We start from the raw sequence: 14,899 nt of genomic DNA on the forward strand, positions 1-14,899 counted from the left end.
ATTCAGATAAAATGCTTACAATTTAAATAAAAAGCGATGTAATTGAATAATAATGGGACATTATGGCGTGTACAATACCTTTCATAAAGTACTTTTTTTCTCAAAAGAAGAGAAAAGACCATTTTATTAATAGTGATTTCGCTCTTCGTGCAATTTATAAAGTACAGGAAGATCTTTATGACCTAGGGCATGATATAGCTTCTGGAAAAGAAATTTTACTCCCTGAATATGAAGGAGTAGAAGATTTTCGCAAGAGATTGAATGAAAATGCTAAACTTATCCTTCATGCCTTTTATACCAGTGATTTTGCTGCCCGAAATGATGAAACTATTGCGCCGTCTGCGCAATGGCTCATTGATAATCATTACACCATTGATAAAACCATACAACAACTACGCCGTAACTTTCCCAAATCCTTCATAAAGCAACTTCCTCGTTCACCACAAAAAGCAGGAATACCACGCATTTTTGCTTTAACTTGGCTTTATATTGCGCATACCGATAGCAGCTTTTCACAAGAAACACTGACAGCTATGATCAATGGGTTTCAAGAAGTTTGTGCGCTCACAATTGGTGAATTATGGGCTCTTCCTTCAGTTATGCAAATGCTACTCATTGAAAATGTTCGTCGTCTTTCAGTGCGTATCGAAAACGCGCGTCAGATGCGCCATCTTGCCAGTCAAGTAGCTGATAAAATTTCTCTTGTAGAAAATAAAACAAATCTAAACTCTCTTTTTACGCAATACAAATCATTTACTGCTGACCCAACTTTTTCAGCACATTTATTCTATCGTCTGCGCAGTGCATCTATCGATTCAACCATAGCGTTAACTTGGCTTGAAAAGCAATTAGAAAGTCAAGGCAGTAACTTGGAAAGTGCAACAGCCGATGAACACACCCGACAAGCGGCAGATGGTGTGACAATGGGTAATATTATCTGTGCTCTTAAAGCGATAGATGATGTTGATTGGACCGTATGGTTTGAAACAGTGAGTTGTGTCGATGCTATTTTGCGTAAAAAGAGTGATTTTTCTGAAATTGATTCCCATTCACGCAGTATTTATCGACAAGTCATTGAAAAAATCTCACGCTTTTCATCTCTTAGTGAGCTGGAAGTTGCACACAAATCTGTAGAAATGGCAAATACCATTTTTGAAGATATGCCTCATTATTCCTCTGTTGGGTGGTATCTTGTTGGTGATGGTCGTGGCATATTTGAAAAGGCTTGTGGATATACGCCGCCTCTTCTCATAAAATGGGCACGCGCTTTTTATTGCTTAAAACTGAGAGTCATTGCCATTCCTGTCTCTTTTCTGACGCTTGCTCTTTTGCTTGCAGTCTATACCGTTTTCCAAATATCTGGCATGACACTATGGATGTCTCTTTGCTTCACTGTATTGGCGCTTTTTCCTGCTATGGATGCGGCTTTTTCCTTCTTTAATACAGTTGTTTCGTGGTTTGTTCCATCAAGACAGCTCATTGGTTATGAATATAAAGAAGGTATTCCAAAACATGCAAGGACAATGGTTGTTGTACCTACTTTGATGACATCACGCGATGATATTGATGCGCACGTGCACAATCTTGAAGTGCACTATCTTTCCAATCCCAAAGGTGCGGTCCATTTTGCACTCATTACAGATTGGGTAGATGCACCTTTGAGAGAAACGCAAGATGATCTTGATTTGTTGCACTATGCACAAAAGGGTATTGATAAACTCAATGGTCGTTATCATCGTGATGAATTTCCTGTTTTTTTCCTTTTACATCGCCGACGCCTTTATAATAGCGGTGAAAAATGTTGGATGGGATGGGAGCGAAAGCGGGGAAAACTTCATGAACTCAATCGGCTTTTAAGAGGCGATAAAAATACGAGTTTTTACTCTCCTGATCCAAATCTTCCGATGGATTGTCGTTTTGTTATGACACTGGATTGTGATACACGTCTTACCCCTGAAAGTGTCACAAAACTTGTTGGAAAGCTTAATCATCCACTCAATCGTCCCATTTTTGATCCGCAAAGTGGAAAGGTTGTCAAAGGCTATAGCATTTTGCAGCCACGCATTATTCCGTCTCTGACAACAGGAAAAAAAACATCAATGTTCCAACGGGTTTTTTCGACCAGCCGTGGTATTGATCCTTATGTTTTTGCTGTTTCTGATACTTATCAAGATCTGTTAGGAGAAGGTACTTTTATCGGTAAAGGTCTTTATCATATTGATGCATTTGAACAAGCACTTGACGGCAAAGTTAAAGAAAATACTGTTCTCAGTCATGATCTCTTAGAAGGAGGATATGCCCGTACTGCTCTGGTCAGTAGCATCTCAGTTATTGAGGACTACCCAACGGCTTATAATATTGATGTTATGCGTTATCATCGCTGGATTCGTGGTGATTGGCAACTTTTGCCCTATCTTTTTTGTTGCCGTCAAATAAGCTTCGTGACGCGTTGGAAAATGCAGGATAATTTGCGTCGTTCTCTTACACCACTCATGTGGTTAGTTGCAGCGTTTGCAGGATGGGCTCTTTTGCCATTAAAGAGTGCATTCATTTGGCAGATATTTTTGTTGCTTAGCACCTTTATTGCTCCCATTTTATGTGTATTAAAAACGTTTTTTTCATCCAATATAGATCATTCTTTGCGCGGACATGTTCAATTAATTTGGAATAGAACCGCTCTTACAGGCGCTGATATATTTCTTAAGACGACTTTTCTTGCTCATTCGGCGTATTTTATGACAGATGCGATTATTCGTACACTCTATCGTATGACAATTTCAAGACAGCATCTTCTTGAATGGAAAACCTCTGCCGCAACAAAATCAATGTCCAATAGTTTGCGTTTTTATGTTTTTACAATGGCACCAGCATCACTTATTGGTGCTGTTGCCCTAACACTCCCTCTTTTTTTTGGTAGTTTTGCAAGCTTTATTGCTTTGCCTTTTGGGATAGCATGGTTTTTTTCACCTTTCATTGCTTGGGTTGTAAGTCGACCTTCAACATTTCAAGATAGCCTTGAACTTTCTTCACAAGATAAAAAAAATCTCCGCTCTATTGCGAGACGGACATGGCTTTATTATGCAACCTTTGTCAATGAACAAAACAATTATTTGCCTCCCGATAATTTTCAAGAAGACCCTAAACCTCTTGTTGCCCAACGTACATCCCCTACGAATATCGGGGTTTATCTTCTTTCTGTTATTGCAGCACGTGATTTTGGCTGGATTGGTTTTGAAGAAACAATTACCCGTATTGAATGTACATTACGCTCTCTTGCAAAAATGGAAAAGTTCCATGGTCATCTCTATAATTGGTATGCAACGGATACACTCAGACCTCTTTTGCCCACTTATGTCTCAACCGTTGATTCAGGAAATCTTGCTGGCCATTTGGTAACACTCTCTTCTGCTTTAAGGGAATGGGCTGAAAAACCGCATCTTCTTTTTCAAAGTGATCGAGAAGGCTTATCGGATGTTCTTATTATTCTTGAAGAAACGGTTAAAGAAATTCCAGATCATCAACCAAGCCTACGCGCTTTACGCCACAGAATTGAAGAAAATATTGTTCGTTTTCATCACTCTGTCCGTACTTTTGTCGAACAAGAAAATACGATACCTTCTCACATCAGGGATCTTTCACGTGCAGCCCACGATATTGAGCGCTTCGTCAATGAACTTGACCAAAAAATTCAAACGATAGAATCTGCGCGTGCCCTTTCTTGGGCTAAATGCCTTATTGAAACTTGCGACGCTTATCATCATGATGCAACAGCTCATTGTGATCCTGAAAAATTATGCAAAAAACTAAACAGGTTAGCTATAGCGGCAAGGCAAATAGCTTTTGATATGAAATTTGATTTCTTAGAACAGCCTAAACGGCATCTCTTATCCATTGGATATCGTGTTCAAGAAAACAAACTCGATGAAAACTGTTATGATCTACTTGCTTCAGAGGCACGACTTGCAAGTTTTTTTGCCATTGCAAAAGGCGATATAAAACTTAAACATTGGTTTCATCTTGGTCGACTCCTCGTTCCTATAGGGTGGAAAGGTGCTCTTTTATCATGGTCTGGATCCATGTTCGAATATCTTATGCCATCTCTTGTGATGCACGAACCTTTAGGATCTCTCTTAGATCAAACCAATCGATTGATTATTCGTTGTCAAATACAATATGCCCATACACGGGAATTGCCATGGGGTATTTCAGAGGCTGCATTTAATGCTCGTGATCATTTAATGAATTACCAATATGCTCATTTTGGTGTTCCAAGCCTCGGACTCCAACGTGGTCTTTCACGCAATGCTGTCATTGCTCCCTATGCTAGCTTTCTTGCAGCACAATATGTGCCTCACAAAGCTGTAACCAATTTAAAACGACTCCGTGATCTTGGAGCTTTAGGAACATATGGTTATTATGACTCTATTGATTTTACCCCTTCACGCGTAAAAACAGGGGAAAAATACGCTATTGTGTGCAATTATTATGCGCACCACCATGGCATGTCTATCCTTGCTCTTAACAATGTTATTTTTCAAGGACGAATGCGTGATCGTTTTCATCGTGATCCTGCTGTGGAAGCAACGCAATTGCTTTTACAAGAGCGCGCTGCTCATCTTATTCCTATGATTCACACCAAAGCTATTAATCGTATGCGCAATAAACCTGAAGCATTGGATGCCGCCCCTTTGCGCATTATTACAAACCCGCTGCTTAAACCACGGGAAACTTTGCTTTTGTCTCATGGCTTTTATTCGACCATGTTAACAGCGAATGGTTCTGGTTATAGTCGTTGGCACGATTATGCGATTACGCGCTTTATTCCTGATGCAACAGAAGATCAACAAGGGATTTTATTCTTCTTACGCAATATACATAGTGGACGGTGGTGGTCTGTGACCAGCGAACCAACACGCGTTATTGAAGAAGAAGCTGTCAGCATTTTTACGGATGAAAAGGCTGAATATACGAAAATGGTTGATGGTATCAAATCAACCCTTGAATGTCTTATTATCTCTGAAGGGTGCGGTGAAGGTAGACGTATTCAACTGATGAATACAACAAATAAAGACTGTCTTATTGAAGTAACCTCGTATGGTGAACTAGCGCTTGCAACAATGGATATGGACCAAGCACATCCTGTTTTTTCACGGATGTTTATAGAGACGGAAATTGCTGAGGAAGGCAAAGCAATTTTTGTCAAAAGGCGCAAACGCGCACCTAATGACCCTGAAATTTATATTGCTCATTTTGTTTCCAGTACAACAGATACTCTCCAAGAAACAGAAGCTGAAACGGATCGCTCATTGTTTATTGGTCGTGGGCGCTCCATTCATCGACCCGCTGCATTTGACCGAAATGCTCGTTTCAGTAACAGTCAAGGTTGTGTACTTGATCCTATTATGTCATTGCGATGTCGTATAAAAATTCCAGCCCATGGAAAAGCAGAACTTATTTTTTGGACTTTTGCGGCTCATACAAAAGAAGCATTGCATCATCATATGAAACATTATCGACAACCTGATATGTTTCAAAAAGAACTTTCAATGGCATGGACACGCTCACAAGTTGCACTGTATCAGAGCGGAACCTCGCTTAAAGAAGCGATTGTCTATCAAAAATATGCAACGCCGCTTATCTATCTTGATCGAACATGGCGTCTTCCTTCTGAAATATTAGCAAAAACACTTGGAAAACAGTCTGATCTTTGGCCCATGTCTATTTCAGGAGACAATCCACTTTGTCTTCTTAGATTAAATAACGAGGGAAATATAACTGTGCTGCGTGAGCTCCTTAAAGCACATGAATATTGGCGTATGCGGGGGCTCATTGTTGATTTAGTTATTCTCAATGAACAAGCATTTTCCTATATACAAAATACACAACGCGCTCTTGAATGGGTATGCGAATCTTATCGACATCACACACAAGAAACAGATGTACGCCAACATATTTTTACGCTTCGGCGTGATCAAATGAGTGAGCAAAGTTTTAAAACGCTTCTTGCATCCGCACGCATGATTCTTGATGCCGAAAATGGCTCGTTATCTGAACAGCTTAAAAGGCTTGATGAGAATGATTTTGATCTCTCAATTCGTAAAAATGATCAAGGGGTTCATGATCAATTAGACACCTTAAAATATAACAAAGGAAGGCAAGTTATAACACAAACTGAACAAAATCTTTTTGCTTCCATTGGTCTTGTGAGCCGACAAAAACTATCTTTTCCCCCTACGACTGGAGAAGATTTAAAATATTGGAATGGTTATGGTGGTTTTAATCAGCATAATCATTATATCATACGTCTTCATGGACGTACCACAACGCCGCATCCGTGGATTAACGTCATTGCTAATAACGGATTTGGTTTTCATGTTTCTGCTGAAGGTGCACTCTTTACTTGGGCTCACAATAGCCGTGATTATCAATTAACACCTTGGGCCAATGATCCAACGTCTAACCGGCCAGGCGAAGCTCTTTATCTGGTTGATCGCCAGTCTTTAAAACGTTTCTCACCCGTTTCTGCTGTAGAATGTGATGAAAATGTTGTTTATGAGGCTTGTCATGGTTTTGGATTCTCAACTTTTAAGTCAACACATTCAGAAATCGCTTTAGAATTAACCCATACACTTGATCTGGAGAAACCTGTTCGCTTTTCGCGTCTTATCCTCACGAATGAAGGGGAAAAGCCACGCAGTTTACGCCTTTATAATTATGTTGAATGGGTTTTAGGTAAGACCCAAACAAAATATGCTCCCTTCATTGTTCTCTCTTACGAGTCTAAATGGGGGGCACATTTTATTCAAAATCCCTATCACATTGAAAAATATCAACAAGTGACATTTTTAACAGCATCCGAAATGCCAACCAGCACTACAACCAATCGCAGCGAATTTATCGGTGCAACGGGAACTGTAACACATCCAAATGCGATCCATAAAGCTAGTGCACTTTCAAATACCATTGAAGCAGGATGTGATCCTTGTTCAGCATTTGCTTATGATATTGACCTTCTTCCAGGACAAACAAAAGAAATCATTTTCTATCTTGGCAGCGCTGAAAATAGAAAAGAAGCTGAAAAATTACTCGATCAAGTACGTTCAAGTGATTTTGAAACTTTGCTCACACAACAAAAACAATATTGGAGTAATTTTGTTTCCCCACTCCAAGTAAAAACACCTGATCCCTCTTTTGATATTATGGTCAATCATTGGCTTCCTTATCAAGTCTACGCATGCCGTATCATGGCGCGTGCTGCCTTTTATCAAGCAAGTGGTGCATTTGGCTTTCGTGACCAGTTACAAGATAGTTTGTCTTTATTGTTGCTAGAACCACAATTAGCCCATAAACAATTGTTAAACGCAGCTGCGCATCAATTTCTTGAAGGGGATGTGCAACATTGGTGGTTGCCTGAAACAAATGCTGGTGTTCGCACACACATTTCTGATGATATCGTTTGGCTTGCCTATGCAACAGCTTTTTATGTCAATACCACTGGCGATGATGCTTTTCTTGATACGCTCGTTCCTTTTATTGAAGGCGATGTTCTCAAAAGTGGGCAACAGGATGCTTATTTTAAACCCACTCAATCCTCAAAGGTTGCAACAGTTTATGAACATTGTGCTTTAGCTTTAGATCTTGCCATTAAACGTTGTGGACCTCACGGTTTTCCTCTTATTTTAGGTGGCGATTGGAATGATGGCATGAATTTGGTCGGCGCGCAAGGAAAGGGCGAAAGCACTTGGTTAGGGTGGTTTCTTGGGTGCACATTACAAGCATTCATTCCTTTAGCCCAAAAACGGCGTGATAACAGCCGTGTTGAAACGTGGAGTGCATATTTTGAACGTTTGAAAAAATCTCTAGAAAAAAATGCTTGGGATGGTGCTTGGTATCGACGTGGTTATTTTGATGATGGAACGCCTCTTGGCTCTCAAATCAATGATGAATGCCAAATTGATACCATAGCTCAATCTTGGGCTGTCATTTCTCAAATGGCACCGCTTGAGCGCCAAAAACAAGCTATGGCCTCAATGCTTGAACGTCTCTATGATAAAAAAGGAAAACTTTTACGTCTTTTCTGGCCTCCCTTTGATAAAACAACCCTCGAGCCTGGTTATATAAAAGGTTATCCCCCTGGCATTCGAGAAAATGGTGGACAATACACCCATGGTGCTATTTGGAGCATTTTAGCGCTTGCTGAAATGAATGAAAGCGATAAAGCCTATCATTTATTTTCCACAATTAACCCTATTAATCATGGACAAGACCCTGAAACTTATCGTGTTGAACCTTATGTGATGGCCGCAGATATTTATACGGTTGAGCCTCATCGTGGACAAGGTGGTTGGACTTGGTATACAGGTTCAGCAGGCTGGTTTTATCATGCTGCAACACAAGCTATTCTTGGAATACAGCGTCAGGGAGATCTGTTGTTTTTAAAACCACATTTACCTTCTACTTGGCCAGAATATGAAATAAAAATGAAATTTTATGAGGCTGTTTATACCATTAAAGTCAAATGGGGATCTGAAAATACACTTCATGTTAATGGCAAAAAATATACCGAAGTTCATACAGGGATAAAGTTGGAAAAAACGGGAAAACATGAAATCATACGCATACTTAAATCCTCAAAACAGAAAAGCTAAAGGGCTTTTTTATTCTTGCCCAAAATCTTAGAGTTGTTATAGTTTTTCTCATTCCTATATGGATCTTGTTGGAGCACAATAATTTTAAATTCTATGAAACCGAAAGAAAGAGGATTATGAATCATCCGGATATTGCCAAACGTGTTTACGATCATACTTGGAAGCTTGATCCTATTATTCGTTCACTTCTTGATACGGATTTTTATAAACTTCTTATGGTGCAGATGATTTGGGGGCTTTATCCCACTGTTAATGTTACTTTTTCCCTCATAAATCGTTCTAAAACAATACGTCTCGCCGATGATATTGATGAGGGTGAATTGCGTGCCCAACTTGATCACGCTCTTAGTTTGCGCTTTACAAAAAAAGAAATGATCTGGCTTGCTGGTAATACATTTTATGGACGCAAACAAATTTTTGAACCGAATTTTCTTCAGTGGCTTGAGAATTTTCAACTCCCAGAATATGAATTAACCCGCAAAGATAGCCAATATATTCTGCATTTTCATGGTTCATGGGCTCATAGCTCCATGTGGGAAATCCCAGCTCTTGCTATCGTCAGTGAATTACGCTCACGTGCTGCTATGAAAAAACTGGATCGCTTTGCTCTTGATGTACTTTATGCACGTGCTAAAGCAAAAATGTGGAGTAAAGTTGAACGTCTTAAAAAATTGCCTGATATTAAAATATCTGACTTTGGGACACGGCGTCGCCATTCTTTTTTATGGCAGCGTTGGTGTGTAGAAGCTTTAAAAGAAGGCATTGGTGATTCTTTTACAGGAACTTCTAATGTCCTTCTCGCCATGGATACAGATTTAGAGGCTCTTGGAACCAATGCGCATGAATTGCCTATGGTCATTGCTGCTCTCAGCAACAACGATGATGAATTACGCAGAGCTCCGTATCAAGTTTTGCAAGATTGGAACCGTTATTATGGTGGAAATCTTCTCATTGTTTTACCTGATACCTTTGGTACAGAAGCATTTTTATGCGATGCCCCAGATTGGGTAGCAGATTGGACGGGCTTTAGACCGGATAGTGCACCCCCTATTGAAGGTGGAGAACGTATTATTCAATGGTGGAAAGAAAAAGGACAAGATCCACGTGAAAAACTTTTAATTTTTTCTGATGCACTTGATGTCGATACAATTGAAAAAGCCTATCATCATTTCCATGGAAAAGTGCGCATGAGTTTTGGATGGGGCACTGATCTTACCAATGACTTTACAGGTTGTGCCCCTCAAGAAATCGCAACCCTTGATGCTCTTTCCCTTGTTTGTAAGGTGACTCATGCCAATGGTCGACCAGCCGTAAAACTTTCAGATAATCCTGAGAAGACGATCGGTGATTCAAAAGAAATACAACGTTATCTCAATTTTTTTAGCAATAAACAGCGCGTTTCTAGACCTGTCAAGATGTAGTTTTGGTCTCTTTAAACAAATATATTGACTCATCCTATTAGTTCTATAAAGCTAACCTTTTTCTTAATCCTTGCAGGTCTGTAAATCGTTCGGTTTCTTGTCGAGCGGATTCCGCCTGGCTTTTCACATAGGCAATTTACTTACATAAGGTTCGATAAACAAAAATATGCACGAGGCACTTAAAAAGGCTTAACATGCCAAGAAAGTTTAGCGAAATTTACATGCTTTACAAAAATAAAGCCTTTTAATGAATGTAATTTATCATCTTTTACAAAGTAACTTTTTAAGAGCTTTAAGGGGGGTGTACATAATTTTCTTTGCTTTTAAAAAAGCTTGTTATTTCATATGTATTTTGAATAGGGAGATGTTATATCTAATAAAACTTAAGGGGAAAGATTCTCTCATCATTCTAACAAATAAGTCAAAAAGAGCATCTCATAAAGTTTTTTATGTCATTATGAAGATGGACGTGTCACGATATAAACAGCAATCAACAATAATATAACGGCAACGAGTAAAAAAATCCATAAAGGAGGGTGTACCATCACGAAAAAGGATAATCCCCCCCCTGTCATACTTATTACTGCAAAAATTTTAACAAATGGAGAGATAGCTCTTCTTTCTTCCCATTGTTTAAGAGGGGGACCGAAAATACGATGATTATTCAGCCACTGATGAAAACGTGGAGAAGAACGTGTAAAACACCATGAGGCAATCAACAAAAAAGGCATCGTCGGCATAATAGGTAATACCACACCGATAATGCCTAATATAACCATTACCCAACCTGCTATAGAGTAGCAGAGGCGTAAAGGATGTGATATCTTGAAATATTTCTTCATTCTCTCGTATTATTTTCCTCCACGTAAAACTTTACACAAAAAATAGTATCTGTTTCACTGTTCATGTATTTGAATGGATAATTCCTCTCCACCATTTCCCCTTTCCACCATTTCTATGTGTAAGTGTCTTTGACTTTCATAAGTTCCTTCAAGATACTAAATAGCTCTGCAATATGATAATCATTTTAAATGGTTTCAAGAAATAAGAAGAGATTTTAGAAAAGTAAAAAAATAAAAAGGCTGCAGAATAAATCAATGCAGCCTCTTAATTAAGAATGCAGTGTTGGGGGGGGGAGAATACATACTGCATTCATTTGCTAGACATTAGGAGGAAAAATAACCTAGCGACTCGACATGTAATTAAAATAAGCATGAGAAACAATATATAAAAATGCATGGCTGATATGCATGAATTTTATCACCATCAAGTTTCTTGAACTGTATTTCGACGAAAGAAAATCATCATGAAAATGGCAATAAAAATCAACGTTAAGATCAACACAATTGTGGAAGCAGAATCAGAGCCGATAAATAAGCTGAGATAAATCCCTAAAAAACCAGAAAGAGCTGCAACAAGTATTGCGATCATTAACATAAAAGAAAACCGTTTTGTTACAAGATAAGCAATTGCTCCTGGCGCTATAAGTAAAGAAATCACAAGCACAATTCCAACTGCTTTCAAAGCTGCAACAATTGTAAGAGAAATCATTGTGAGAAGGGTATAATGGAGCAGTGGTATTCGCAATCCCATTGCACGACCTTGTACTGAATCAAAAATATACAGCATAAAATCGCGCCATTTTGCGCCTAAAATAAAAGTAACAATGGCAGAAATGATTGCTGTCTGGGTAATATCAAGCCAATTAACACCCAACAGGTTACCAAATAGAATATGATTTAAATCTAGGCTACTATAGATAGATGTTGCCAAAACAAGTCCTAAACCAAACATGGATGAAAAAACAACACCCATCACTGTATCCTGTTTGATACGACTATTGCTTCCCAAAAAACCTGTTGTAAGTGCACAAACCATACCCGCAACAAAAGCACCGCAAGTAATCAAAGTCATTGTAATATTCTCTGGACGCATATGCTGGAACCAAGCAAATGGCAAAGAAGCTAAAAAAGCTATCACCCACGGTGTTGTCATATAACCAACAACAACACCTGGAAAAACGGCATGGGAAATGGCATCTCCTAACAGGGCCCATCCTTTCAAAATAAGAAAACAAGAAAGCATTGCCATTGGAATAGAAAGGATCATAACAATAAGCATGCCTTTCAGCATAAAAGAAAATTGAAAAGGAAGTAGTAATTGATCAATCATGATAACATCAGACCTTTTTTTGCTGCATTTATCCGTAAACGCGCAGCAATATACCCGTGTTTAGGAGCAAAAATAAAAGCTAACATAAATAAGAATGCTTGAAAAAGCACGACAACACCGCCCGTTTGTGCATTCAAAAAATAGCTCACATAAACACCTAATACACTTGTGAATGTTCCAATTATAACTGCAATAACCAAGATATTCACAAAACGATCACTTAAAAGATAAGCTGTTGCCCCAGGCGTGACTACCAAACAAATAACCAAAAATGCGCCAACCGTTTGCATAGCAGCAACAGTACAAGCAGCCAGCAGTGTAAAAAAGAGAATCTTTAAAAACTTTACGTTCAATCCAATGGCACGTGCGTGTGTTTCATCAAATAAAGAAACAAGAAGATCTTTCCATTTCAAAAGCAATATGGACAAAGAGAAAAAACCAATAAAAGCTAATTGTATAATATCTGATGAACTTACGGCTAAAATATTTCCTAAAACAATTGTATCAATATTAACAGCCATTGGTTTTAATGATTTGAGAAATAATCCAAAAGCAAAAAAAGAAGAAAAAATGAGACCAATAATGGTATCTTCTTTGAGTTTTGTCCGTTGATTAAAAAACAGCATAGCTGCTGCAGCAAGACCACCAGAAAAAAAAGCGCCAAGTGAAAAAGGTAACCCTAAAAGGTAAGCTCCTGCGACACCAGGAACAATCGAATGGGATAGCGCATCCCCAATTAATGACCAACCTTTTAACATCAAAAAAGCCGAAAGGAAGGCACAAACGCAACCCACTAATCCAGAAACCCACATTGCATTTATCATATATTGATAGCTCAGTGGTTCAAGCAAAAAAGAAATCATGCAACGTGCTCCACTTTTTCAATATTTTCACAAACTGCAGGCTGTTTTCTTCCCATGAAAACATTATTTTTTTTAGTGCCTTGAAGATCGAAAATATGGTGGTGCAAAGATCCTCCAAAAGTTTTCTCCAGATTTTCCTTTGTGAAGATTTTTTCTGTTAACCCAGAAGCTAAAACAGTTCCTTTTATTAAAACCGTATGATCACAAAATTCCGGAACAGAGCCTAAATTATGGGTAGAGACCAAGATTACGGCTCCTTCTTTACGCAGATCTTGTAACAAAGCAATGATTTTATCTTCTGTTGTAACATCAACTCCTGTAAACGGTTCATCTAATAAAATAGCTTTTGCTTTTTGTGCCAAAGCACGCGCTAGAAAAACGCGCTTTTTCTGTCCACCAGAAAGTTCTCCAATCTGGCGCTTGGCAAAAGGCAACATATCGACGCGTTCCAAGGCAACACGAACAGCTTCATAATCTCGTGTTCTGGCATAGCGAAAGAAATTCATATGACCATAGCGCCCCATCAAGACTACATCTTCAACCAGAACAGGAAAATTCCAATCCACATCTTCACTTTGAGGAACATAAGCAATAAGGTTTTTTTTCAAAGCGACATCAACGGGCAAATCAAACATGCGAATTTTTCCCTTTGAGGGGCGTACAAACCCCATAATCGCTTTAAATAATGTTGATTTACCGGAACCATTAACGCCAACCAATGCTGTAATAGAACCCTTTGGACTTTCAAAGTTTACTTCGCGTAAAGCTGTATGTCCATTACGATAAGTTACCGTTACCCCTTGGGCGAATATTCCACTGTCCGTCATTGGCTTTTTACTCCCTCTAATAAGGCTTTGCTAATACGTCCACTCGTGACGCGTAATAAATCAATATAAGTGGGGACCTCACCATTTTTCTCACTGAGAGAATCAACATAGAGAACACCACCGTATTTAGCTCCTGTTTCTCTTGCGACTTGTTTTGCAGGGGCTGGAGAAATTGTGCTCTCAGAAAAAACGGCATGAATATTGTATTTTCGAACCATATCAATAACATGCTTAACTTGCTGCGGGGTTCCTTGCTGATCCGCATTAATGGGCCATAAATAAAGTTCTTTTAGATCAAAATCACGTGCTAAATAGCTAAATGCACCCTCGCTGGTTACAAGCCAACGTTTATCTTGAGGAACTGCTGCCAATTCAGTTCTAATTGGATCAATGGTGGCGCGAATCTTCTGCTTATAAATTTCAGCATTTTCTTTATAAATAGCAGCATGTTCAGGATCATATTTTACAAAGGCATCGCGAATATTATCAACATAAATCAAAGCAGAGGTCGGTGACATCCATGCATGAGGATTCGGTTTGCCACTAAAGGGGCCCTCACCAATTGTAATGGGTACAACGCCTTTTGAGACAACGACACTTGGAACGTCCTTGATATTTTGAAAAAACTTTTCAAACCAAAGTTCTAGCTCTAACCCATTCCATAGAATAAGATTTGCGCCTTGTGCACGCATGAGATCACGAGGGGTGGGTTGATATTCGTGAATTTCAGCACCTGGTTTTGTGATTGATTCAACATCAGCAGCATCACCAGCTACATTTCGTGCCATATCGGCAATAATGGTGAATGTTGTAACAGCTTTAAATTTACTAGCACATACCGCTAAATTGGGAGTAAGAAAAATAAAACTTCCCAAAATTAGAGTAAAAATTTTTTTTATATTCATTAAATTTCTCTTTATTTTTATTGCGAATGATTTGCATTATCATTTAGCAATAACAGTTATTTT

At 38.8% G+C, this 14,899-nt stretch carries 7 protein-coding genes; 2 read left to right on the plus strand and 5 right to left on the minus strand.

Annotated features, from left to right (window positions below; genetic code table 11):
* Nucleotides 1-62 precede the first annotated feature (62 nt).
* Both T429_RS0103340 and pncB read left to right on the plus strand, forming a co-directional pair.
* Nucleotides 63-8,648 (plus strand): GH36-type glycosyl hydrolase domain-containing protein, encoded by an 8,586-nt coding sequence (locus T429_RS0103340; RefSeq protein WP_005774416.1) that lies wholly within the window; start codon nt 63-65, stop codon nt 8,646-8,648.
* A 116-nt stretch (nt 8,649-8,764) separates the two neighbouring features.
* Nucleotides 8,765-10,069, plus strand: coding sequence for a nicotinate phosphoribosyltransferase (gene pncB / locus T429_RS0103350; RefSeq protein WP_005774975.1), 1,305 nt, complete (start codon nt 8,765-8,767; stop codon nt 10,067-10,069).
* A gap of 455 nt (nt 10,070-10,524) precedes the next feature.
* On the opposite strand, the gene T429_RS0103355 is transcribed toward pncB, so the two are convergent.
* The 5 genes from T429_RS0103355 to T429_RS0103375 form a co-directional block, all read right to left on the minus strand.
* Entirely contained in the window at nt 10,525-10,911 is a 387-nt protein-coding gene (locus T429_RS0103355) for a YbaN family protein (protein ID WP_026500863.1), read from the minus strand.
* A gap of 424 nt (nt 10,912-11,335) precedes the next feature.
* The gene (locus T429_RS0103360; protein ID WP_005774420.1) at nt 11,336-12,241 is read right to left on the minus strand and encodes a metal ABC transporter permease; all 906 of its coding nucleotides are present in this window, start codon (nt 12,239-12,241) and stop codon (nt 11,336-11,338) included.
* Nucleotides 12,238-13,104, minus strand: coding sequence for a metal ABC transporter permease (locus tag T429_RS0103365; RefSeq protein ID WP_005774421.1), 867 nt, complete (start codon nt 13,102-13,104; stop codon nt 12,238-12,240). Before T429_RS0103365 ends, T429_RS0103360 begins: the two co-directional genes overlap by 4 nt.
* Nucleotides 13,101-13,931, minus strand: coding sequence for a manganese/iron ABC transporter ATP-binding protein (locus T429_RS0103370; RefSeq protein ID WP_005774422.1), 831 nt, complete (start codon nt 13,929-13,931; stop codon nt 13,101-13,103). The genes T429_RS0103365 and T429_RS0103370 overlap by 4 nt, the downstream gene beginning before the upstream one ends.
* The gene (locus T429_RS0103375; RefSeq protein ID WP_005774423.1) at nt 13,928-14,836 is read right to left on the minus strand and encodes a metal ABC transporter substrate-binding protein; all 909 of its coding nucleotides are present in this window, start codon (nt 14,834-14,836) and stop codon (nt 13,928-13,930) included. Before T429_RS0103375 ends, T429_RS0103370 begins: the two co-directional genes overlap by 4 nt.
* Nucleotides 14,837-14,899: the final 63 nt, after the last annotated feature.

Origin of the sequence: Bartonella elizabethae F9251 = ATCC 49927, from assembly GCF_000518165.1 — a bacterium.
Lineage (GTDB): Bacteria > Pseudomonadota > Alphaproteobacteria > Rhizobiales > Rhizobiaceae > Bartonella > Bartonella elizabethae.